Genomic DNA, 21174 nt, shown 5'->3' with positions numbered 1-21174 from the left:
CCCAGGCAGCCTGCCCACGTGACATAAAACGCGCTTCGCCTGGAGCCTCGCATAGGGCAGGTAATCTACCCCGCCGCGATTCAAGTATTCAACGAAATTATGGAGATAGCAGACGCAATTCCGGTATTGCTGCAACCATCTGTCGCATTACCGCAGCGCCGTTCGAGGAATGCGGGGTTAGCCTGACCTGCCGGCCGTCGATCCCCGCAGCGGGATAGCTGATTTCGATCCACAGGTCGGCGGCGGGAAGCGCCGCGCCGGCCCGCGATGGCCACTCGATCAGCAACACCGCTCGGCCGATCAGGAGGTCTCGAACGCCAAGCGGCTCCATTTCATCCGGATCCGTCAGCCGATAAAGATCCAGGTGGTAGAGCGGTCGCGACGTGGCCTCGTAGGGTTCGATCAAGGTGTAGGTGGGACTGCGAACCGGACCGGTGATGCCGTACGCACGCAGCAGGCCGCCGACCAGCGTCGTCTTGCCCGCGCCGAGCTCGCCTTCGAGCGCAATGATGAACGGCGCGTCAAGCGCATCGATCGCTCGACCGATGGCGTGCCCCACCGCTTGCATCTGCTCCGCGGAAGGAACGTTCAGAATCGCTGTGCCGGGTTCACGCACGTGGGCAGATATCCAAATAGATCGGTAGCGAGCAGTCCGCGCTCGCCACGCCGGGCGGCCATGTCTCCAGCCATGGCATGAACGAGCACGCCGGCCCGAGCGGCGCCCGGCAGATCGGCGGTTTGAGCGGCGATCCCGGCGATCACGCCGGTGAGCACATCGCCCATGCCGGGCGATGCCATGCCTGGATTGCCCTGGTCGCAAATGTACGGCAATGAATCGCCGCTGACGACCAGGGTTCCCGCGCCCTTCAACACCACCGTGCCGCCGTAGCGGGCGGCGATGTCTCGCGCCGCCTGCAGGCGATTGCTTTGAACGTCGGCGGTCCCGATGCCCAGCAGACGGCCCGCCTCGCCGGGATGCGGCGTCAGAATCCATTTGCAATTCGCGCACGGCTCCTGCGCCAGCAGGTTGAGCGCGTCGGCATCGATGACCGTGGGCTTGTCGCTCTCGAGCGCGATGTCGAGCAGCGCCCTGCCCCATTCGCCGGTCCCGAGGCCTGGACCGATCGCGAGCACATCGGCGCGCTCGATCATGGGCGCAAGCTCGCTCGCCCCCTCGACGCCGCGACACATCAGCTCGGGACGGCTCGCCGTGATGGAAGCGACGTTTTCCGGCCAGGTCGCCACGGTGACGAGCCCCGCGCCGGCGCGCAGGGCCGCCTCGCCCGCCATTCGCGCGGCGCCGGCCATGCCGATGCCGCCACCGATGACGAGCACACTGCCTTGCTGACCTTTGTGAGTCGTCCGACGTCGCCGCGGCAACAGCTGAGCGACCGCGTTTTCATCGATGCGCAACGCCGAGGGCGCAATGAACTCAGTGGCGCCGGCCGGCAAGTCCAGATCGTCGAACAGCACGATGCCGGTGTGATTCGGCCCTTCGCCCAGATAGAACCCCAGTTTCAGGCCGATGAACGACAGAGTGCGCTCGGCCATGATGGCCGCGCCCCACACCGCGCCGGTGTCGGCGTCGAGGCCGCTTGGAATATCGAGCGACAGAATCGGCGCGCCACAGTCGTTGATCGCATGGATGCGCTCGATCATCGCCGCATCCAGCGAACGCGACAGGCCGGTGCCGAAGATGGCGTCGATGACGACCTCTGCATTCGCAAGACAGTCTTCGCTCCATGGCTGAACGATACCGCCTGCGGCCACGAAGTCATCGTGGGCACGTCGCGCATCGCCTCGCAGCTTGGCGGGATCTACCAGTGAGATCAGAGAGACATCGATGCGCATCGAGCGCGCCAGGCGCGCAGCGACATAGCCATCGCCGCCGTTGTTGCCGGGCCCGCAGATCACCACGATCCGTTGCTTCGACGGCCAGCAACTGCGTAGGGCCAGTACCGCGGCCTCACCCGCCTGCGTCATCAGCGTGTAGGAAGGAATGTGCAGATCGTCGATCGCGTGGCGATCGAGCGCGCGCACTTCTGCGGCGGTATGGACTGCCAACGGCAACGGCTTCATGGCTGAAGCCTACCAAAAACCCCCTACCGAAAACCCCTTGAATCGCCTGCAAGGCCTCGCCTCGATGCAGAAGCCGGGAATGAATGAGCGCGGTTCTGCCAGAATTGCGCCATGTCCCTGCCCGCCCCGCCCGATTACAGCGAGCTCGTCAGCTCGATTCGCCAGTGGAGTCGCGACCTCGGCTTTCAGCAGCTCGGCATCGCCGGCATCGACTTGCCCGAGGATGAAGCGCGGCTGATGCGCTGGCTCGAGAAAGGCCGCCATGGCGCGATGGAATATATGGAGCGCCACGGTGCCCGGCGCGCGCGTCCCCATGAGCTGGTGCCCGGCACGCTGCGCGTAATCTCGGTGCGCATGGACTACTTGCCTCCGAATTCGCAGGGCGCGGAGCAGATTCTGGAAGATCCAGAGCGGGGTTATGTCTCGCGCTACGCGCTCGGCCGCGATTATCACAAGGTACTGCGGCGTCGACTCGCCAGGCTCGCGGAGAAAATTCAGGCGCACAGCGCGTCGCAATCGCATCGCGTATTCGTCGATAGCGGCCCGGTGCTGGAGAAAGCCTTCGCGCGCAACGCCGGCCTCGGCTGGATCGGCAAGCACACCAATCTCATCAATCGCCGCGCCGGCTCATACTTTTTTCTGGGCGAGATCCTCACCGATCTGCCGTTGCCGGTGGACGAGCCGGAGACCAATCATTGCGGCACCTGTCGGGCCTGCATCGATGTGTGCCCGACGCAGGCCATCGTCGGGCCGTACGAGCTGGACGCCACTCGATGCATTTCGTATCTGACCATCGAGCTTCGCGAGGCCATCCCGGAGCAGTTTCGCAAAGCCATGGGCAACCGTATTTATGGCTGCGATGATTGTCAGTTGGTGTGCCCCTGGAACAAATTCGCACGCTTCACCAGCGAGGCGGATTTCGTGGCGCGTCACGCGCTGGATGGCAGCAAGCTGGTCGAACTGTTCGCGTGGACCGAAGAGGAATTTCTGGGGCGCACCGAGGGTAGCGCGATCCGACGCATCGGCTACGAATGCTGGCTTAGAAACATTGCAGTCGCGTTGGGCAACGCGCCGACGAGCGAGGAAGTCGTACGCTCGCTCGAATCCCGCAAAGGTGATCCCTCAGCTCTGGTACGCGAGCATGTGGACTGGGCGCTCGCCCAGCACCGCCGCGCCTCTGACAAGTCACCAGTCACTAGTTACTAGTCACTTCTTTTTGGCGCGGACGTTGTCGATGAGGCGGGCGCGCCCGATGCGCGCGGCGGTGAGGACCACCAGATCGCTCGATCCGGCCTCGGGAAGTTGCAACGTATTCGCATCGCGAATCGCGAAATAGTCCGGGCGGAAGCCCGCCTTCTGCAGAGCCTCGGCGCCAGCGCGTTCCAGGCTTGGGTAGTCGGTGGCGCCCGATTCGATCGCCACTCGCGCGCTTTCCAGCGCGGCAAAGATCTGCGGCGCTACGGCCCGCTGCTCGGGCAGCAGATAACGATTGCGCGAGCTCATCGCGAGGCCATCTTTTTCTCGCGTGGTCTGCACTCCGACGATATCAATCGGCATGCAGAGATCGACCGCCGCGCGGCGAATGATCATCAGCTGCTGAAAATCTTTCTCGCCGAACAACGCCACGTCGGGCTGCACCAGGTTCAGCAACTTGGTCACGACCGTCGCCACGCCCATGAAATGGCCAGGGCGGAACGCGCCACACAGAATGTCTTCGAGACCCGGCACGTGCACTCGCGCCGTCGCTTCCTGCCCGCGCGGATAGATGTCGTCGACCTCCGGAGCGAACAACACCTCCACGTTCAACGACTGCAGCAGCTGTCGATCGTCCTCTGGAGTGCGCGGATACGCGGCGAAGTCTTCGTTCGGCCCGAACTGCAGCGGGTTGACGAAGATACTGACGATGACGTGCTCGGCGAGCTCGGAGGCGCGACTCACCAGGCTGCCGTGGCCCGCATGCAGATTGCCCATGGTGGGCACGAAAGCGATGCGCTCGCCCTTGCGGCGCCACTGCGACACGCGCTCGCGCAACTCGTGTGGACGAGCCACCACATCTAAGGTTTTAGCCATTGCTTAGAAACAATGCTCGGGGCCGGGATATTCCTTGCTCTTCACGGCCTGCGTGTACGCCTTGATGGCTTCCAGGGCGCTGTCGCGGCCGGCCAGGAAATTTTTCGAGAACTTGGGTTTGCGGCCCGACGTGATATCCAGCACGTCGTACAGCACGAGGATCTGCCCGTCGGTATCCGGGCCTGCGCCGATGCCGATGACCGGCACGTGCAATTGTTCGGTGATGTGCTTGCCCAGCGCCGCGGGAATGCATTCGAGCAGCACGATGTCCGCGCCCGCCGCCTCCAGCGCCTGCGCATCCTTCAACATCTGTTCGGCCGCCTGTTCTTCGCGCCCCTGGACGCGAAAGCCGCCGACCTTGTGCACCGACTGAGGCTTGAGCCCCAGATGCGCACACACGGCGATGTCGTGACTGGCGAGAAATTCGACGATCTCGACCTGACCCGCGCCGCCTTCGAGCTTCACCATCTTGGCGCCGCCCTCCTGCATCAGGCGCACCGCGTTTTCCAATGCCTGCTCGCGCGAGGCATAGGTCATGAACGGCATGTCCGCGATCAGGAACGGCCGGTACAGCCCTTTGGCCACGGCGCGGGTGTGATAGATGATGTCGTTGAGGGTCACCGGCACCGTGGTGTCGTGACCCTGGATGACCATGCCGAGGGAGTCGCCGACCAGCACCACGTCCACGCCGGCATCGTCCACCATCGTGGCGAAGCTGGCGTCATAGGCGGTGATGGCGGCGATTTTCTCGCCCTCCGCCTTCATCTTGACGAGAGTGCCGACGTTGACCGGGGGTCGTGGCGCGTAACGCTCTTGAAGGTGCTTGTACATGGCGGTGAGCTACGGCGGGGCGGGAAGAATGCCCAGGGCGGTCCCGACAGTCAAACTGAGGGTCATGACAGCCTTATCAAGTGGGCTACGGGTACGCCGACTGTCGCGTCAGGTCAAGAATCCGCCCGGCGGGACCCACACCGCGGGCGTCAGACGGCGCTCGTCAGGGGGTTGTAATAGTGCCGGCCGCGACGGGTGCGAATCACCTGCTCCAGCAACTGCCCATAGTCGTGATCGTTGTTGACGAAGTCCGCCTGGGCGGCGTTCACGATCAACAGCGGCGAGGCGTCGTATTCGTGGAAGAATCGTGCGTACGTTTCCTGCAGGCGCTCGAGATAGTTCCTCTCGATGTTCTGCTCGTACTTGATCCCGCGCCGCTCGATGCGCTCGCGCAGAACATCGACCGGCGCTTGCAGATAGATCACCAGATCCGGCGCAGGCGCATCGACGGCGAGCCGTGCGTAGACCTGCTCGTAGAGCGAGAACTCTTCTTCATCCAGCGTCAGTTGCGCGAACAGCCTGTCCTTATCGAGCAGATAGTCGGCGACGCGCACCGTGTCGAACAGGTCGTGCTGGCGGATGTCCTCGAGCTGGCGCGTACGCTGGAATAAAAAGAACAATTGGGTCTGCAGCGCGGCCGAACGCGGGTTCTTGTAGAAACGCTCGAGGAACGGATTCTCGTCGGCCTGCTCCAGGATCAGCTCGCTGCCGAAGCTGCGCGCCAGCCGTCGGGCGAGACTGGTCTTGCCGACGCCGATCGGTCCTTCGACCACGATCAAGCGATGCGGCGTTGGAATGAGAGACTGCTCGGTCATGTCCACCGCTGGATTGTTCATTGAACGCCTGGAGCGTCGGCGAGCGGCGCCAAGCCGGCGCCTCCGACGCGCGCCGCAAGCTGCCGGACACGCCCGTGACCGGGAACGAGCAGCTCGGGGGCGATATCCCGCAAAGGATACAGGACGAAGTTGCGCTCAGGCAGACCACGATGCGGCACCGTCAGATCGCTTTCCGAAATCTGCGCATCGGCATAGACCAGCAAATCGAGATCGATCCGTCGCGGGCCCCAGCGCACCACCGGCAGCTCGCGACCCAATGCGCGCTCCAGTCTTTTCAACTCCATCAACAGCTCGCGCGCCGTCAGCTGCGTTAACAGACCTGCCGCGGCATTGACGAATTCAGGTTGATCCTGTGGGCCGAGCGGCTGCGTCCGATACAGAAGGGAACGCGCGACGAGGCGGCACTTCGTCAGGCGCGCAAGCGCTGCGAACGCAAGCTCGATCTGCACGCACGGCTGATCTAGATTGCTGCCGAGTGCGACATACGCCGGAAACCACACTGCGGACGCTGTGAAAGTGCTGGCGTTCAAGCAGCGGGCGGCCGGGGACGGCGTCGACGACGGCGGCGACGCTGCCCGCCTTCGGGCGCACCACTGCCGCCTTGTTCGACCATGGCCGTGCGCTGCTCGACCGACATCGTCTGAATGTCCGTCCACCACTGCGCGAGCTCTTGATCGACTTCGCCAGCGGCCGCACGCAGCAGAAGAAAATCATAGGCTGCGCGGAATCGCGGATGATCGAGCAGACGCAACGCCCGGCGGCCTTCGCGATACGCAAAGCGCGGCTGCAGACCCACGATCTCCCGCAGCGGCAAGGTAAAACGCTTCGGTACCGCCACTCGCGCCTGCTGACGCGCCGTCACCTGATCGCAAGCCGCCAGCAGCGCTTGCAGATCCGCGCCCTGCTCCGGCTTCAATTTGGCAAACGCCTGCTGAATGGACGGCCACAGCAACACGGCGAACAGAAAGGTCGGCGTGACCGACTTGTCGGCGCGCACGCGCTCATCGGTTCCTTCCAAACCCAATCGCAACACGCGCGCGGCCAGGCTGTTTCGATCCGCGTTCAGGGCCGCGGCCAGATCGGGGAACAGATGCTCGAGCAGACCCAGGTCCCACAGCAGCTCGAACGAGCGGATTGCATAGCCGGCGAGAAACATCTTGTTCACTTCATCGAACAGCCGCGCCGGCGGCACTCCGTCGAGCATCCACGCAAGCTTCGGAATCGGCGTCGCCGTATCGATGTGAATGCCGAAGTTGAGCTTCGCCGCGAATCGAACCGCGCGCAACATGCGCACGGGATCTTCGCGATAGCGCGTTTCCGGATCGCCAATCAGACGCAGCACGCGCGCCTGCGCGTCTTCATAACCGCCGACGTAATCCCAAACCGAGAAGTCGCTGATGTTGTAGTAGAGCGCATTGGCGGTGAAATCCCGCCGCCACACATCTTCTTCGATGGTGCCGTACAGATTGTCGCGCAGGATGCGGCCGCGCTCATCGAGCACGCGATGCCCGGCTTCATCGACGCTGTTGTCCTCATCGATGGTCGTATGGGCCGCGCGGAACGTGGCGACTTCGATGATCTCGTAGCCGAAGCGCACATGCGCCAGGTGGAAGCGCCGGCCGATCAGGCGGCAATTGCGAAACAGTTGCTTCACCTGGTCGGGATGCGCGTTGGTGGCGACGTCGAAATCCTTGGGCTGCAGGCCCAGCAGCAGGTCGCGCACGGCGCCACCCACCAGAAACGCCTGGTAACCGGCCTCCTTGAGCCGGTACAGGACCTTCAGCGCATTCGAGGAGATGTTGGCGCGCGAGATCGGGTGGTGTTCGCGCGCCACGACGTGGGGAGCGCTCGCCTCATCGATGATCTCGGCGGGGAAATTGTTATCGTTCAATAGCAGCGAACCGTCCGTCGGAACTTAAAAACTTGAGTGGCAAAAAACGGCCCGTATAATACCGCGTCTTCTCGGCACATCGTGCCAGCCTTCTAATACGCTCCCATCGTCTAGAGGCCTAGGACGGGGCCCTCTCAAGGCCTAAACCGGGGTTCGAATCCCCGTGGGAGCGCCACCCCTTCTTCGCGTCGGGTTTCCTGGCACGCGGCGATCGGCCGGCGTCAGGTCGCGACAATCGGTAACAGCGCACAGAAACGCGCAGTGCTGCGGGGCATTCAGCCCGTCCGCGCGGACTCCTTGTGCATAATGCGCCCACCTCACCCGGAGTGGACATGACGCCAGCGGACCGCCGCATCACCGAGCTGATCGATAAGTGGCTCACCAGCATCGACCTGCATCTGCAGTACGTCGAGCTGAGTGACGCCGCTTACGCGCGCGTGCAGCCCTGGCAGAAGCACGACCGGCCGACCCGCTGGGTGCTCGAAGTGGCGCGGCAGAAGGTGCTGGAGCTGAAACAGCACTGCGAGACCCGCCAGGCCATGGGGGACAGCAAGTTCTCCGAGTCGCTGGAGCTGATGGCGTTTCTGGCCAACCTGGTCGGCATTCAGCACATTCAGCGCTTCATTCCGCTCGCCGATCCGGCCAAGGCCGATGCCGCCGCAGGCACGAGCCAGACCGTGGAGGCGCCGACCGTGATTCGCGCAGGCCCGCGCCCGCGCGCGGCGGCCGAAGAACCCACGCGCGAAATGCCGCAGCTCAAAGCCGTTCGGATCAAGCCGGACGAGGTGCCGCTGCTGGAGCCAAGCGACGCGCTTTCGACGGAGGAACTGATCGCGCCGGTGGCCGTGCCTGCCCGCTCGATTCCCTCCAATCGACCCGCGCCCAAGATCAATCCGGCCGCCGTTCAGCCTGCCAAACCGTCTCGTCCGGCTGCGCCCGCCGAGACCCCGAAGCTCGCGCCGCCCACCGATCTGAAAGGCAAGATCATCGCGGACGCGGTGCGCCTGCTGAAATGGGGCAAGCCCTGGCACGAACTGGCGGAGTTGATTGCCCGCATTGCCGAGCGGCCCTCGGCGGCGGAAATCAGGAAGGTATTGCGCGCTCACAAGGCCGAGATAGAGAAAGCTGCGCAGGTCTGAATCACTCGAATCCCCGACTGAACGGCGGTGACCGCCTGGGCGACAAAATCGCGGACAAAAAAAGAGGCCGGATACTAATTAAAGCGATCCGGCCAACAGGGGGATTCTACCAACCGCGCCATTGTCTCAGGCGTGGTTTACAAATTCGTTGCAACCTAACTGCGGACTCTTTACCGGCTTTCAAGGGCCGTCGTTTCGAGTCGATGAACCTGGCGCGCTGCGCGCCGTGGATCATTTATCGCATTTATTTTGCGATGCCAAAGATACCCTAGATCGCACTGCAACACAACTACCGCGCTGCAAAAATTCCAACAAACCGGTACCGTTCACACTTGCGCGAGCCCGTCACCGTCTTGCAGGTGAGTTGGACCGCGCCGCGGGAATTAGTTCAGCCCACGCTCGCCATCCTTCATTACGAGTCGTTCATTACGAGATCGTCATGCCGGCGATTCCGGCCGCGACTTGAAAATCGCGGCGGGTCTCGAAAAAATCGCCGGCCTCTTTGCGTCGCGCGCTCGCGATAACTCCAACGAGGCGCCCCGCCCACGAGGCGCCTGGCCGGTCCGCGCAGGAACCCGAGGCAGCCGACGCAGTCTGAAGGGAAAAATTTTAGTAGGCCGATTGTCGAGCATGGACCATCCGACCTCACTACAACCATTGTCACTTTGCACACGTTGGCAAACGGGGCCCTCGCATGATTGAGATCAAAAACCTCTCGAAACGCTACGGCGCGCTGACTGCCGTCAACGACATCTCCTTCACGGTCCGCCCGGGCGAAGTGCTCGGCTTCCTCGGCCCGAACGGCGCCGGCAAGTCGACCACCATGAAGATGATCACCGGCTTTCTCACGCCCACTTCGGGCAGCATCAGCGTCTGCGGCCACGACGTGGAGAACGATCCGCTCGCGGCCAAGGCCGTGATGGGCTATCTGCCCGAAGGCGCGCCCAGTTACGGCGAGATGACCGTGCGCGGCTTTCTCGAGTTCATCGCGAATGTGCGCGGACTCACCGGCGACCGCCGTCGCGCCCGCCTCGACGACGTGGTCGGCCGACTGCAACTCGGCAGCGTGCTGGAGCAAATGATCGAAACGCTTTCCAAGGGCTTCAAACGCCGCGTCGGGCTGGCGCAGTCGCTGCTGCACGATCCGCAGGTGCTGATCCTCGACGAGCCCACCGACGGTCTCGACCCGAACCAGAAGCACCACGTGCGCACCCTCATCAACGACATGGCCAAGGACAAGATCATCGTGATCTCCACCCACATCCTCGAAGAGGTGGATGCGGTGTGTAACCGCGCGATCATCATCGCCGGCGGCAGACTGCTGGCGGACGCCACGCCCAAGGAACTGGCGGCGCGCGCGCCGAGCGGCCGGCTCGACGACGTGTTCCGGGAAATCACCACCGGCCAGAAGAACGCAGCGTAAGGTGCGCCATGCATAACATCTCCACCATCTTCCGCCGCGAGTTCGGCAGCTACTTCGCCACGCCGCTCGCGCTGGTCTTCATCGTGTTCTTCCTGGTGCTGGCCGCGGCCTTCGCGTTCCAGTTCGGCAATTTCTACGACCGCGGCCAGTCGGACCTCGCGCCGTTCTTCAGCTACCACCCGTGGCTGTATCTGTTCCTGATCCCGGCGATCTCGATGCGGCTGTGGGCCGAAGAGCGCAAGTCCGGCAGCATCGAGCTGCTGATGACGCTGCCCGTCACCACCTGGCAGGCGGTGATCGGCAAGTTTCTAGCCGCCTGGGCGTTCGCCGGCGTAGCGCTGGCGCTGACCTTTCCGATGTGGATCACGGTCAACTACCTGGGCGATCCGGACAACGGCGCGATCTTCGCCGCCTACATCGGCAGCCTGCTGATGGCGGGCGGCTTCCTCGCGATCGGCGCGTGCCTGTCGGCCGCCACTCGCAATCAAGTGATCGCCTTCATCTTCACCATCGGCATCTGCTTCGCGTTTCTGCTGTCGGGCTTTCCGGTGGTGCTGGCGTTGTTCGAAGGCTGGGCGCCGCAGCCGGTGGTCGATGCGATTGCCTCGCTGTCGTTCCTGACGCACTTCCAGTCCATCTCCAAAGGCGTGATCGATCTGCGCGACCTGTTGTATTTCGCGACCGTGATCGGTGTGTGGCTCGCCGCCAACGCCATCGTGCTCGACATGAAGAAGGCCGACTGACATGACTACAGCTACACGCAAGACCTATGGCGCGACCGCGCTCGTGGCGCTCGCCTTGTTATTCATCGGCGTGACCATCCTCATCACGTTCGTGCTGCGAGGGGCACGCATCGATCTCACCGAGAGCAAGCTCTATTCGCTCGCGCCGGGCACCGAGAAGATCGTCAGCTCGCTCACGGAGCCGGTGAACCTGTATTTCTTCTTCTCCCAGGAGGCGAGCGCGCAGTCGCCGCAGCTGCGCGCCTATGCGCAACGCGTTCGAGAGCTGCTGGAGGAGATGACCCAGCACTCCGACGGCAAGCTGCGCCTGAGCGTGATCGATCCGAAGCCGTTCTCGGAAGAGGAAGATCGCGCCGGTGAGTTCGGCATCTCGCCCGTGTCGCTCACGCCGGGCGGCGAGCCGGTGTACTTCGGCCTGGCCGGCACCAACTCCACCGACGGTCGCGAGATCATCGGTCTGTTCCAGCCCGATAAGGAAGAGTTCCTGGAATACGACGTCGCGAGCTTGATCTATCGTCTGAGCAACGCCAAGCGCGCCAACGTCGGCTTGATCTCGAGCCTGCCGGTGGATGCGCGCTTCGATCAGATGAGCGGCCAGATGGCGCCGGGCTGGGCCAGCATCCAGCAACTGCGCGAGACGCTCGAAGTGCGCACGCTGCAAGCCGACGGCAATCCCATCCCCGAGGACATCGGCGTGCTGATGCTGGTGCATCCGAAGGATCTGAGCCCGCAGGCGCAGTACGCCATCGATCAGTTCGTCATGCGTGGCGGCAAGCTGATCGCTTTCATGGATCCGCAGTCGGAGAACGACAACGCCGGCGCGCAGCCGGGCATGCCGCCGATGGGCAACCGCTCCTCCACGCTCGGCCCGCTGCTCGATGCGTGGGGCGTGCAGTTCGACACCACTCAGATCGTCGGCGATCGCGAGCTGGGTCTGACCGTGTCGCTGCGCCAGGGCCAGGCGCCTTCGCAGCACATCGCCATCATCGGCTTGAATCGTGACAGCATGAATCCGAAGGACGTGACGGTCTCGGCGCTCGACACCATCAACGTGATGACCGCCGGCGCGCTGTCCAAGAAGGAAGGCGCGACCATCGAGTTCGAGCCGCTGATCCAGTCGAGCGCCAACGCGGCGCTGTTGCCCGCCTCGAAGCTGATGTTCCTGCCGGACAGCGAGTCGCTGCTCGAGGGCTTCACGCCCACCGGCGAGCGCTACACCATCGCGGCCCGCATTCATGGCAAGTTGAAATCCGCGTTCCCGAACGGCAAGCCGAACGCCGAAGGCGCCGCCGGCGAGCATCTCACCGAGTCGAAGGAAGACGCCAACATCATCCTGGTGGCCGACGCCGACGTGCTCGCCGATCCGCTGTGGGTGCGCACCCAGAACGTGTTCGGCCAGCGTTTCGCCGTGGCCTGGGCCAACAACGGCGATTTCCTCGCCAACTCGGTCGACAACCTCGCGGGCAGCGCCGATCTGATCAGCGTGCGCGGCCGGCAGAGCTTCTTCCGTCCGTTCACCAAGGTCGAAGAGCTGCGTCGCCAGGCGGGCGATCAGCTGCGCGCCAAGGAGAAGGAGCTGGACCAGGAGCTGCGCGAGACCGAACAGAAGCTGACCGCGCTGGAATCGGCGAGCGGCGATCCGGGCTCGCTGTCGCTCTCGCCCGAACAGCAGGCCGAGCTCGAGCGCTTCCAGCAGCAGCGCGTGCGCATTCGTAAGGAACTGCGCGAGACGCGTCGCAGCCTCGACGTGGAGATCGAAGCGCTCGGCACGCGGCTCAAAGCGATCAACATCGCACTGGTGCCGTCGCTGTTGGCGCTCGGCGCCATCTTCCTGGAAATCATGCGTCGTCGCCGGCTGCGCGCCGGCCGCGCCGCGGCTCACACGGGTTGAGGTTAGCTCATGACTTCGCGAAATCTTTCCATCCTGGGACTGGTTGCAGTCATCGCCGTGGTCGCCGGCATCTGGCTGGCGGGCCGGCAAACATCCTCGCCGGCGCAAGAATCGGCGCTGCTGTATCCGGAGCTGAGCAAACAGCTCGATGCAGTGACCACCGTGCGCATCGTCAAGGCGGGCGGCACGCCGGCGGTTGAGTTGAAGCGTGGCGAAGCCGGCTGGACCGTTACCGAGCGCAACAACTATCCGGCGGACGACGCCAAGCTGCGCAAGCTCATCAGCAGCGTGGCTGAAGCCAAGCTGGTCGAAGAAAAAACCTCCAATCCCGAAAGTTATAAAACGCTGGGCGTGGAGGATGTGAGCGACGCGGCGGCCGGTGGCATGCAGCTCGAGCTCGACGGGCCCAAGCAGCCGGTGAAGCTCATCGTCGGCAAGCAAGCCTCCGGCGCTCAATCACATTACGTGCGCCGCGCCGGCGAGCCGAAGAGCTGGCAGATCAACAAGAGCATCGACACCTCCGCCTCGGCCGATCAATGGCTGCGCAAGGAAATCATCGATGTCTCCGCAGATCGGGTGCAGTCGGCTGAAGTGCGCGTCGGCACGGCGAAGCCCTACTCCGCGGTGAAGAAAACGCGCGCTGATGCGGACTTCACCGTCGAAGGCCTACCGAAAGGCAAGGAGCTGAGCTCCCCCTCCGCCGCCGACAGTTTCGCGAGCGCGCTGTCGGGCCTGCAGCTCAGCGACGTTCAGCCCGCGAGCGCCGTCACCGACAAGCCGAGCGCCACGACCACCATCCGTACATTCGACGGGTTGGTGACGGAACTGACCGGCTGGAAGAAGGACGACAAACACTACGTCGCTTTGAAGACTTCTTACGATGCCGCGCTCGCCGAGAAATTCAAAGTGGCGACCGCGGAGACCGAGAAGAAGGACGCCGCGGCGGAAGGCGACAAAGCCGCGGAGGACAAAGACGCTGCCGACAAAGGCACCGAAGGCGCACCGCCTGCGGCCGACAAGCCGGCCGAGGAGACCGCCAAGCCCGCGGCTCGCAACGTCGAGGAAGAAGCGAGCAAGGCCAACGCGCAGCTCACCGGCTGGGTTTATGAGATCCCGGCCTGGAAGTACGAGTCGATCTTCAAACCCGTGGACGAGCTGATCAAGAAATAAGCAGCGTTCGACTCGGCCGCGTCGTGCGGCGCGGCCGAGTTCACCGTTCAGCCCCGCTTGGGCAGCACCACCACGCGAGTGCGCGTCCAGCGATCCGGCCAGGCCTGCCGATCGCGATCGATCCAGATCCACAGGTAGCCCGCGAACGCCAGCGTCAGCGACACCGTCGCGGCAGCAAGTCGTTTGAACACATCGCTCCAGCTCAGCAGGCTGCCGTCCTCCCGTTCCACGCGCAGCCGCCACGCCAGCATGCCGAGCGTCTGGCCGCGACGCGTCCAGAACAAACCGAAGAACGCGATGACGATCGCCACCAGCAACGCCTGGTACGCGTATTCCCACGCGCCGTAGCGATCGCTCGTGATCGCCTCGCCGCCGGTGATCGGCAACAGCGCCGCTGTGACCACCATCATCAGCGCCAGGATCGCCAGCAGGTCGTAGAACATCGCGCCCAAGCGGCGCAGCACGCCGGCGCTGGGCAGGCGATCTGTCGAAGCAACGTCAGTCATGATTCATCGAACGCGTGACACCGCGATGGTGGTAATGATCGCCAGCAACAACGTAGGCAGCCAGGCGACCATCACCGGCGGCATGTTGAACACTTCGCCACCGCTTTCCAGCATCCTCGCCAGCAGGAAGAACACCACGCCGATCATGATGCCGACGACGGTGCGCGCACCGGTGCCGGTCGAGCGCATCGGCCCGAATGCGAACGGCACGGCGAGCACCACGATGATGGACACAGCCACCGTGCGAGCAATCCTCGCCCAGAACGCCGTCTCATAAGTGCGTGAGTCGAGCCCGTTCGATCTCAAGTGCTGAATGTAGGTGCGCAGGCCACGCCCGGTGAGCGCATCCGCCTCGAGCACCGCGAGCCCCAGGAATTCCGGCGACAGGTGCGTCTGCAGCTCCGTTTCGGGTTCCTTGCGCGTCGTGACGAATTCGTCGTTGATGCTCGACTCGACGTAATTCTCCAGCTGCCATTTGTTGTTCTCATCGATGCTGGCGTTGTTGGCGTGACCCACGCTGCGCAACCGGCGCTGCGCATCGAAGTGGAACACGTACACGCCGCCGTAGCGATTGTCCGCCGACTGCTGGCGTACGGAGATCATCATGTCCCCATCCTTGGCCCAGGCGCTGTTGTTGCCGGCCATGCTGTAGTCGTTGAACTTGGCGAATGTCTTCAGCTTGCGGCCGTACTGCTCCATCGGCGGCGCAACCAGCTCGCCGATCACGGCGGTGAAGATCATCAGAATGAGCCCGGCCATGAAGGTCCAAAGCGCGATGCGCATGGTCGACACACCCGCGGCGCGCACCACCACGAGTTCCAGCGTTCGCCCCAGATTGCCCAGCGCCAGCAAGGAGCCGATGAGCGCGGCGATGGGCAGCAGATCGAACGCATATTTCGGCAACGTCAGGCCGACGAACATGAAGGCGTCCTCGACCGAGAACGTACCCACGCCGATGTCGTCCTGCTGGGTGATGAATAGATACAAACCGCTCAACGCCAGCAGCACCAGCATCACCAGCGCGGTGTTGCCCAGCACGGCCTTGATCACATACCGGGAGAGGATCGAGGTCATGCCGGCACCGTCACGGTGCGCGCTCTGAACGGCGCTTCGCGCGAGAGCAACCAGAGCCCCAGCCCGATGGCCACCGCATGCACCCAGGACATGCCGAACCATTCCGGAACGGCGCCGCCTTCGATCCAGGCGCGGCCGGCGGCCAGCAGTTGCGAATACAGGAAATAGACCAGGATGGCGAAGCCGATGCGGCCGAAGCGTCCCTGGCGAGGTCGAAGCCGTGCGAGCGGCACGGCGATCAACATCAGGATCAGCGCCATCACCGGTGTCGAGATCCGCCACTGCAATTCGGCGCGATCGCGCGGGTCGGTGGATTGCAACAAGTCGCGGGTCGGCTTCATGCCGGCCTTGCCGGCCCGGCCGTTGATCTCGCCCAGCCGGATCGGATAGCCACCCTCGGCGAACTGAGTGATCTGCCAGTCGCCCCGACCCGGCACGCCCTTGTAATGTTCGCCGTCGTACAGCACGAACATCTGATCGGCCTGCCCCGCGCCGCGCTGCTCGGCACGCGTCGCGACCCAGATCTCCAGCTCGCCCTCGCTTTCCTCTTCCTGGCTACGGTCGACGAACACGTTCACGTTGTGAAGGATGCCGTTGTCGTCGACCCGCTCGGCGTAGAACACCACGTTGCCGCCGCCGAAGGTGCGAAACCTGCCCGGCTCGAGCAGCCCGAACTGGGCATCCTGCAAGGCCTCGGTGCGAATCTGCTGAGCGCGCGCGGAGGCCTGCGGAATGGCCCAGAATGAAAGCCAGACCAGCAACGCCGTGATCAACGCCGCCAGATAGCCGATCGGCCGATACAAACCCGACGGCCCGACGCCGCACGACTGGATCGCCGCCATCTCGCTTTCGTGATACATGCGCCCGAGCGCCAGCATGATGGCGAGAAAAAAGCCGATCGGCACGATCACGGTGAGATAGCCGGCGGAGGTCAGGCCGATCAGAGATAACACCACGCTGCGCGGGAAATCGTTGGCGGCCGCTTGCGACAGCACGCGGGCCAGCTGATTCGACAGCAGGATGACCAGCAGCACGCCGGTGACCGCCAGCCAGGTTTCCGTCACCTCCTTCAGGAGGTATCGATCCAAGGTCCGCAAGGCTCGTTCCGCAGTTGTTTACGGCAGTGGTTTTTTCCCGCAGCTGGGGATGGTTTCCGCGGCGGCCCCGCGCCGGGAATGGAGTAGACTACCGTCTTTTTGGCGCCCTTGTGCGAGGAAGGTTCATGGAATTTTTTGTCAGCACTGCCTCCCCCTCTCGTCAGCGCACCGATTGCGCCATCGTCGGCGTGTACGACAAGGGCGTTCTGTCCGCGGCGGCCGAGGATCTGGATGCCCGCATCGGCGGCCGCATCGCCAAGCTGGTCAAGCGCGGCGACCTGCGCGGCAAGACAGGTGATGCGGTGCTGCTATCGGATTTAAGTGGCGCGCCGGTCGAGCGCGTCATCGTGCTCGGTCTCGGCAATCGCAGCGGCTTCAAACGCAAGCAGTATCGCAAGGCGCTCGCGAGCGCCCTGGCCGTGCTGTCCAAGACGGGCGCCAAAGATGCGATCAGCTATCTGGGCCTCGACGAGCTACCCGACGCCGACGCCTATTCGCAGGCGCGCATCGCGGTCGAAGCCGTCGCGGCTTCGCATTACCGCATTCCCGATCACAAGACTGCCAACAAGCGTCCCAAGCCGAGCTTGATCAAGTTCGGCATCGCGGTTGCCGAGCGCGGCGAGAAGGGCCAGGCCGAGCGTGGCTTGATGCATGGTCAGGCCATCGTCGGCGGCATGGCATTCATGCGCGATCTGGCCAATCAACCCGCCAATGTTTGCACGCCGAGCTATCTGGCCCGCGCGGCCAAGAATCTGGCGAAGGATTACAAGAAGCTCAACGTTCGCGTGTTGAACGAAGCCGAATGCAAGCGTCTGGGCATGGGCTCGTTCCTGTCGGTGACCAACGGCACCGAAGAGCCCGCGGCATTCATTGTATTCGAGTATTACGGCGCACCGCGCAGCGAGGCGCCGACGGTGCTGGTCGGCAAGGCCGTGACGTTCGACACCGGCGGCATTTCTCTCAAGCCGCCCGCGGCGATGGATGAAATGAAGTTCGACATGAGCGGCGGCGCGAGCGTGTTCGGCGTCATGAAGGCGGTGGTCGAGCTCGAGCTGCCCATCAACGTGATCGGCCTGGTGCCGGCGTGCGAGAACATGCCGAGCGGCCGGGCCACCAAGCCGGGCGACATCGTCAAGAGCATGTCGGGCCAGACCATCGAAGTGCTCAACACGGATGCGGAAGGCCGCTTGATCCTGTGCGACGCCATCACCTACTCGCGACGCTACAAGCCGGACGTGGTGATCGATCTGGCCACGCTCACCGGCGCGTGCGTGATCGCGCTGGGCAATCATCTGGCGGGCCTGTTCAGCAACGACGACGACCTGGCGGCGGAGCTCAAGGCTGCCGGCGATCGTGCGGACGATCGCGCGTGGCACATGCCTATCGGCGAGGAGTACAGCGAACAGTTGAAGAGCAACTTCGCGGACTTCGCCAACGTCGCCGGTCGCGAAGGCGGCGCCATCACCGCGGCCTGCTTCCTCGCCAAGTTCGCCGAAGGCCTGCGTTGGGCGCACCTGGACATTGCGGGCGTCGCGTATCAGGCCGGCGCCAACAAGGGCAGCACGGGCCGGCCGGTGCCGTTGCTGGTCGATTATCTGCTCAACAAGAAATAATCGATCGCTACGTCATGAGCCGCGTGGACTTCTACGTCCTGTCTGCGGAAGCGCCCGACGCCCGCCTGCGCTATGCGTGCAGGCTGGCCGAGCGCGCCGTGGAGCAGGGTTGTCACGTGTACATCCAGACGCCGGATGTGCAGCGAGTCGACGACATGCTGTGGACGTTCAGCGACGGCAGTTTCCTGCCTCACGAAATCTATCGAGGCCAGGCGGCGGCGCATGAGCGAGTGATGGTGATGGTCGGCTCGGACATCGGGCCGGCGTCACATCGCTCGCTGCTCATCAACCTGATGGACGCCATGCCTGCCGACGTGAATGCCTACGAGCGCATCGCCGAGATCGTCGACGTCGATCCGGAACGCAAGCGCAGCGCCCGGGAGAGATACAAGGTGTATCGCGAACAGGGCTGCACGCTGGAGTCGCACAACCTTTGAGATTGTCGAAGGCCGCGGGCTCGCCGCTGCGCAAAGCGCGTTCGGTGCGCGCTCTCGTCAGCCCAGGTACGCGGCGTGATCGATCGTTACATTCGATGCGCCCCGCTCCATCGCAGCCCGCAACGCCGGCGGCAGCGGCGATTTGGTCAAGGTGTGGTGATCCACGTGCACATATACCGTCTCCACGTTGACGATCACCCGCTCATCTCCCGCAAGGCGAAACTCTGTCGCAAGCGTGAATGACGTGTTGCCGAGATGTTTGGTGGACACCGAGATCTCCAGCACCTGGTCGTATCTGGCCGGAGCGCGCCATTCGGTGGTTTGTTTCACGAGCTGGAAGTCGAGCTCACCCGTCTGCATTTCTTTCTCATAGCCGAGCGCGCGGAAGAACTCGGCCGTGGCCAAGTCGGTGTAATCGCCGTAGCGCGAGTTGAACACGACCTTCTGCGCGTCGCATTCGTTGTAACGCGTGCGCAGGTAATAACGGAACCGGCTCATGGTCGCTCCTCGACTTTCCATCGAAAAATAATAGCGCAGCGCCGCTCAGGCGCCGGGCAAAGCTATCAGATGCGGCTTCATCAGCTCCGCGATCCAGGTCATGAACACCTGCACGCGCCGTGAGAGGTTGCGCCGGTGCGCATACACCAGCCAGACCGGCATGGGCTCGGCGCGCAGATCGGGCGCGACTTCCACGAGCCGGCCCTGCTCGATCAGATGTCGCACGCCAGACCTCGGCGCCTGGATGATGCCCAGCCCGGCGATGCAACTTTCCTGATATGCCTCGGCGCTGTTCACGGTGATGACGCCCGGCATGTCGACGGTGCGATAGGCGACGCCATCGTGATATTCGAACCCCATCGACTTCGCACCCAGCGTGCCGACATAGTGAATCAACTGATGATGCGCGAGATCCTCGACAGTCCTCGGCATGCTATGCGCGCGCACGTACTCGGGGCTGGCGTAATTGCCGATGTCATATGCCCCGAGCGGCCGCGCGACCACACTGGGGTCCTCCACCGAGCCGACCCGCATCACGCAATCGAAGCCTTCCCGCACCAGATCCACTTTGCGATCGGTGCAACTGAGCTCGATCTGTAACAAGGGATGCTGACTCAGAAACGCCGGCAGACTCGGAATGACCGTGGAGCGCGCGACCAGCGTCGGCATGTCCACGCGCAGTCGTCCACGCAGCGACTGCGGCCCGTGCTGGAACATCGAGCGCAGCTCATCCATGTCCGCCAGCAGATCCTTGCAGCGCTCGTAACAGGCGCGCCCGTCCAAGGTCATCTGCACCTTACGTGTGGTCCGATGCAGCAGCTGCGTGCCGAATTCGCTTTCGAGCTGCTGCACGGCTGTGGACATGCTGGCCTTGGGCATGCCGAGGCTTTCCGCCGCGCGAGTGAAACTGCCCAGCTCCGCCACCCGGACGAAGATCTGCATGGCTTCGAGTTGGTTCATGAGCGTCCCCGCCGAGATTGTTCAGATTATACGAACACTACACTCAAATCTGCCTGATTTATCCACTTGATACCGACCAATAAGCTGACTCCCATTCAACCGCCGATGTCACTCACAAGGAGCAGCCATGAACCACCCGACCACCACCCCCATCGCCATCATCACCGGCGGCAGCCGCGGACTCGGCAGGAACATGGCCTTGCAGGCCGCCCGGCGCGGCATCGATGTGCTGCTGACCTACCGGAGCAATCGGAAGGAAGCCGAAGCCGTGGTCGCCGAGATCGAGCAGTCCGGCCGGCAAGCCGCAGCGCTGCAGCTCGACGTGAGCGTCGCTTCCTCCTTCGACGCATTCATCGAGCAGGTGCGCGCCGTGCTGAAGAATCAGTGGCAGCGCGAACGCTTCGATTTCCTGGTGAACAACGCCGGCGTCGGCGCGCATGCGAGCTTTGCCGAAACCACCGAAGCGCAGTTCGATGAGCTCATGAACATCCACCTGAAAGGGCCGTTTTTCCTGACTCAGAAGCTGTTGCCCCTGCTCGCCGACGGTGGCCGCATCGTAAACATTTCCTCGGGCCTGGCCCGCTTTGCGCTGCCCGGGTATGCGGCGTACGCCGCCATGAAGGGCGCCATCGAGGTGCTGACTCGCTATCAAGCCAAGGAGCTCGGTGGCCGAGGCATCGCGGTGAACGTGGTCGCCCCCGGCGCCATCGAGACCGACTTCGGCGGCGGCGCAGTCCGCGACAACAAGGAACTGAACAACTTCGTCGCCTCGGTAACCGCGCTCGGCCGCGTCGGCCTGCCCGACGACATCGGCGGTGTCGTGGCCTCGCTGCTGTCGCCGGAGAACCGCTGGATCAACGCCCAGCGCATCGAAGCCTCCGGCGGCATGTTTCTGTAGTCGGTCACCGGGCGGCGG

At 63.8% G+C, this 21174-nt stretch carries 20 protein-coding genes, 1 tRNA gene and 1 pseudogene; 10 read left to right on the top strand and 12 right to left on the bottom strand.

The features are described 5' to 3' along the window. Window positions 1–97 precede the first annotated feature (97 nt). Window positions 98–616: a tRNA (adenosine(37)-N6)-threonylcarbamoyltransferase complex ATPase subunit type 1 TsaE gene (tsaE, locus tag JM946_RS28860; RefSeq protein ID WP_203170922.1), complete on the bottom strand. Its 519-nt coding sequence runs from the start codon at window positions 614–616 to the stop codon at window positions 98–100. Beyond that, a complete protein-coding gene (locus JM946_RS28855; protein ID WP_203170921.1) occupies window positions 589–2079 on the bottom strand; it encodes an NAD(P)H-hydrate dehydratase in 1491 nt (496 codons plus the stop codon). Before JM946_RS28855 ends, tsaE begins: the two co-directional genes overlap by 28 nt. A 111-nt stretch (window positions 2080–2190) precedes the next feature. On the opposite strand from JM946_RS28855, the gene queG reads away from it, so the two are divergent. After that, window positions 2191–3285 carry a tRNA epoxyqueuosine(34) reductase QueG gene (queG, locus tag JM946_RS28850; protein WP_218043179.1) on the top strand — a complete coding sequence of 365 codons (1095 nt, stop codon included), beginning with the start codon at window positions 2191–2193 and terminating at the stop codon, window positions 3283–3285. On the opposite strand, the gene panC is transcribed toward queG, so the two are convergent. The 5 genes from panC to pcnB form a co-directional block, all read right to left on the bottom strand. Next, window positions 3286–4149 (bottom strand): pantoate--beta-alanine ligase, encoded by an 864-nt coding sequence (gene panC / locus JM946_RS28845; RefSeq protein WP_203170920.1) that lies wholly within the window; start codon window positions 4147–4149, stop codon window positions 3286–3288. A 3-nt stretch (window positions 4150–4152) separates the two neighbouring features. Continuing rightward, complete coding sequence (gene panB, locus JM946_RS28840) at window positions 4153–4980, bottom strand: 3-methyl-2-oxobutanoate hydroxymethyltransferase (protein WP_203170919.1); 828 nt, start codon at window positions 4978–4980, stop codon at window positions 4153–4155. 149 nt (window positions 4981–5129) lie between these two features. Next, window positions 5130–5816, bottom strand: a complete 687-nt coding sequence (locus JM946_RS28835; protein WP_230980059.1) for a deoxynucleoside kinase — start codon at window positions 5814–5816, stop codon at window positions 5130–5132. Further along, the gene (gene folK / locus JM946_RS28830) at window positions 5813–6346 is read right to left on the bottom strand and encodes a 2-amino-4-hydroxy-6-hydroxymethyldihydropteridine diphosphokinase (protein WP_203170918.1); all 534 of its coding nucleotides are present in this window, start codon (window positions 6344–6346) and stop codon (window positions 5813–5815) included. The genes JM946_RS28835 and folK overlap by 4 nt, the downstream gene beginning before the upstream one ends. Further along, window positions 6343–7707: a polynucleotide adenylyltransferase PcnB gene (gene pcnB, locus JM946_RS28825; RefSeq protein ID WP_203170917.1), complete on the bottom strand. Its 1365-nt coding sequence runs from the start codon at window positions 7705–7707 to the stop codon at window positions 6343–6345. The genes folK and pcnB overlap by 4 nt, the downstream gene beginning before the upstream one ends. A 99-nt stretch (window positions 7708–7806) precedes the next feature. On the opposite strand from pcnB, the gene JM946_RS28820 reads away from it, so the two are divergent. The 6 genes and pseudogenes from JM946_RS28820 to JM946_RS28795 all read left to right on the top strand — a co-directional run bounded on the left by JM946_RS28820 (window position 7807) and on the right by JM946_RS28795 (window position 14073). Further along, window positions 7807–7882, top strand: a tRNA-Glu gene (locus tag JM946_RS28820). A 157-nt stretch (window positions 7883–8039) separates the two neighbouring features. After that, window positions 8040–8846 carry a hypothetical protein gene (locus tag JM946_RS28815; RefSeq protein WP_203170916.1) on the top strand — a complete coding sequence of 269 codons (807 nt, stop codon included), beginning with the start codon at window positions 8040–8042 and terminating at the stop codon, window positions 8844–8846. Window positions 8847–9540: 694 nt separating this feature from the next. Further along, a pseudogene (locus JM946_RS28810) lies at window positions 9541–10206 on the top strand (ABC transporter ATP-binding protein); the annotation flags it as partial. A 71-nt stretch (window positions 10207–10277) separates the two neighbouring features. Continuing rightward, window positions 10278–11012 carry an ABC transporter permease subunit gene (locus JM946_RS28805; RefSeq protein ID WP_203170914.1) on the top strand — a complete coding sequence of 245 codons (735 nt, stop codon included), beginning with the start codon at window positions 10278–10280 and terminating at the stop codon, window positions 11010–11012. Window position 11013: 1 nt separating this feature from the next. Further along, window positions 11014–12903 carry a GldG family protein gene (locus tag JM946_RS28800; protein WP_203170913.1) on the top strand — a complete coding sequence of 630 codons (1890 nt, stop codon included), beginning with the start codon at window positions 11014–11016 and terminating at the stop codon, window positions 12901–12903. A 9-nt stretch (window positions 12904–12912) separates the two neighbouring features. Next, window positions 12913–14073, top strand: a complete 1161-nt coding sequence (locus JM946_RS28795; protein WP_203170912.1) for a DUF4340 domain-containing protein — start codon at window positions 12913–12915, stop codon at window positions 14071–14073. 47 nt (window positions 14074–14120) lie between these two features. Here the strand turns inward: JM946_RS28795 and JM946_RS28790 are convergent, their stop codons facing one another. The 3 genes from JM946_RS28790 to lptF are packed head-to-tail and all read right to left on the bottom strand — an operon-like array spanning window position 14121 to window position 16741. Then, complete coding sequence (locus tag JM946_RS28790; RefSeq protein WP_203170911.1) at window positions 14121–14579, bottom strand: RDD family protein; 459 nt, start codon at window positions 14577–14579, stop codon at window positions 14121–14123. A gap of 3 nt (window positions 14580–14582) precedes the next feature. Beyond that, window positions 14583–15653, bottom strand: a complete 1071-nt coding sequence (gene lptG, locus JM946_RS28785; RefSeq protein WP_203170910.1) for an LPS export ABC transporter permease LptG — start codon at window positions 15651–15653, stop codon at window positions 14583–14585. Further along, on the bottom strand, window positions 15650–16741 hold the full coding sequence (gene lptF, locus JM946_RS28780) for an LPS export ABC transporter permease LptF (RefSeq protein WP_203170909.1): 1092 nt from the start codon (window positions 16739–16741) through the stop codon (window positions 15650–15652). Before lptF ends, lptG begins: the two co-directional genes overlap by 4 nt. A 134-nt stretch (window positions 16742–16875) precedes the next feature. Here lptF and JM946_RS28775 point away from each other — a divergent pair, with 134 nt between their 5' ends. After that, the gene (locus tag JM946_RS28775) at window positions 16876–18363 is read left to right on the top strand and encodes a leucyl aminopeptidase (protein ID WP_203170908.1); all 1488 of its coding nucleotides are present in this window, start codon (window positions 16876–16878) and stop codon (window positions 18361–18363) included. A gap of 14 nt (window positions 18364–18377) precedes the next feature. Then, on the top strand, window positions 18378–18800 hold the full coding sequence (locus JM946_RS28770; protein WP_203170907.1) for a DNA polymerase III subunit chi: 423 nt from the start codon (window positions 18378–18380) through the stop codon (window positions 18798–18800). A 57-nt stretch (window positions 18801–18857) separates the two neighbouring features. Here the strand turns inward: JM946_RS28770 and JM946_RS28765 are convergent, their stop codons facing one another. Together JM946_RS28765 and JM946_RS28760 are read right to left on the bottom strand one after the other, a co-directional pair. Further along, window positions 18858–19298, bottom strand: coding sequence for an acyl-CoA thioesterase (locus JM946_RS28765; protein ID WP_203170906.1), 441 nt, complete (start codon window positions 19296–19298; stop codon window positions 18858–18860). A 45-nt stretch (window positions 19299–19343) separates the two neighbouring features. After that, on the bottom strand, window positions 19344–20258 hold the full coding sequence (locus JM946_RS28760) for a LysR family transcriptional regulator (RefSeq protein ID WP_203170905.1): 915 nt from the start codon (window positions 20256–20258) through the stop codon (window positions 19344–19346). 127 nt (window positions 20259–20385) lie between these two features. On the opposite strand from JM946_RS28760, the gene JM946_RS28755 reads away from it, so the two are divergent. Beyond that, window positions 20386–21156, top strand: a complete 771-nt coding sequence (locus JM946_RS28755; protein ID WP_203170904.1) for an SDR family NAD(P)-dependent oxidoreductase — start codon at window positions 20386–20388, stop codon at window positions 21154–21156. Window positions 21157–21174 lie beyond the last annotated feature (18 nt).

It is taken from the genome of Steroidobacter gossypii (assembly GCF_016801985.1).
Taxonomy (GTDB): domain Bacteria; phylum Pseudomonadota; class Gammaproteobacteria; order Steroidobacterales; family Steroidobacteraceae; genus Steroidobacter; species Steroidobacter gossypii.
The sequence above is the reverse complement of the archived record's forward strand: the minus strand, read 5'-3'. Positions and strand labels throughout refer to the sequence as shown.

Bases quoted from the DNA above. Each gene is read 5' to 3' on its own strand.
- JM946_RS28835 (WP_230980059.1), bottom strand. From the start codon at position 5,816: ATGAACAATCCAGCGGTGGACATGACCGAGCAGTCTCTCATTCCAACG.
- JM946_RS28805 (WP_203170914.1), top strand. From the start codon at position 10,278: ATGCATAACATCTCCACCATCTTCCGCCGCGAGTTCGGCAGCTACTTC.
- JM946_RS28815 (WP_203170916.1), top strand. From the start codon at position 8,040: ATGACGCCAGCGGACCGCCGCATCACCGAGCTGATCGATAAGTGGCTC.
- panB (WP_203170919.1), bottom strand. From the start codon at position 4,980: ATGTACAAGCACCTTCAAGAGCGTTACGCGCCACGACCCCCGGTCAAC.
- queG (WP_218043179.1), top strand. From the start codon at position 2,191: ATGTCCCTGCCCGCCCCGCCCGATTACAGCGAGCTCGTCAGCTCGATT.
- JM946_RS28765 (WP_203170906.1), bottom strand. From the start codon at position 19,298: ATGAGCCGGTTCCGTTATTACCTGCGCACGCGTTACAACGAATGCGAC.
- JM946_RS28770 (WP_203170907.1), top strand. From the start codon at position 18,378: ATGAGCCGCGTGGACTTCTACGTCCTGTCTGCGGAAGCGCCCGACGCC.
- panC (WP_203170920.1), bottom strand. From the start codon at position 4,149: ATGGCTAAAACCTTAGATGTGGTGGCTCGTCCACACGAGTTGCGCGAG.
- JM946_RS28790 (WP_203170911.1), bottom strand. From the start codon at position 14,579: ATGACTGACGTTGCTTCGACAGATCGCCTGCCCAGCGCCGGCGTGCTG.
- JM946_RS28795 (WP_203170912.1), top strand. From the start codon at position 12,913: ATGACTTCGCGAAATCTTTCCATCCTGGGACTGGTTGCAGTCATCGCC.
- JM946_RS28855 (WP_203170921.1), bottom strand. From the start codon at position 2,079: ATGAAGCCGTTGCCGTTGGCAGTCCATACCGCCGCAGAAGTGCGCGCG.
- JM946_RS28800 (WP_203170913.1), top strand. From the start codon at position 11,014: ATGACTACAGCTACACGCAAGACCTATGGCGCGACCGCGCTCGTGGCG.
- lptG (WP_203170910.1), bottom strand. From the start codon at position 15,653: ATGACCTCGATCCTCTCCCGGTATGTGATCAAGGCCGTGCTGGGCAAC.
- JM946_RS28755 (WP_203170904.1), top strand. From the start codon at position 20,386: ATGAACCACCCGACCACCACCCCCATCGCCATCATCACCGGCGGCAGC.
- JM946_RS28760 (WP_203170905.1), bottom strand. From the start codon at position 20,258: ATGAACCAACTCGAAGCCATGCAGATCTTCGTCCGGGTGGCGGAGCTG.
- JM946_RS28775 (WP_203170908.1), top strand. From the start codon at position 16,876: ATGGAATTTTTTGTCAGCACTGCCTCCCCCTCTCGTCAGCGCACCGAT.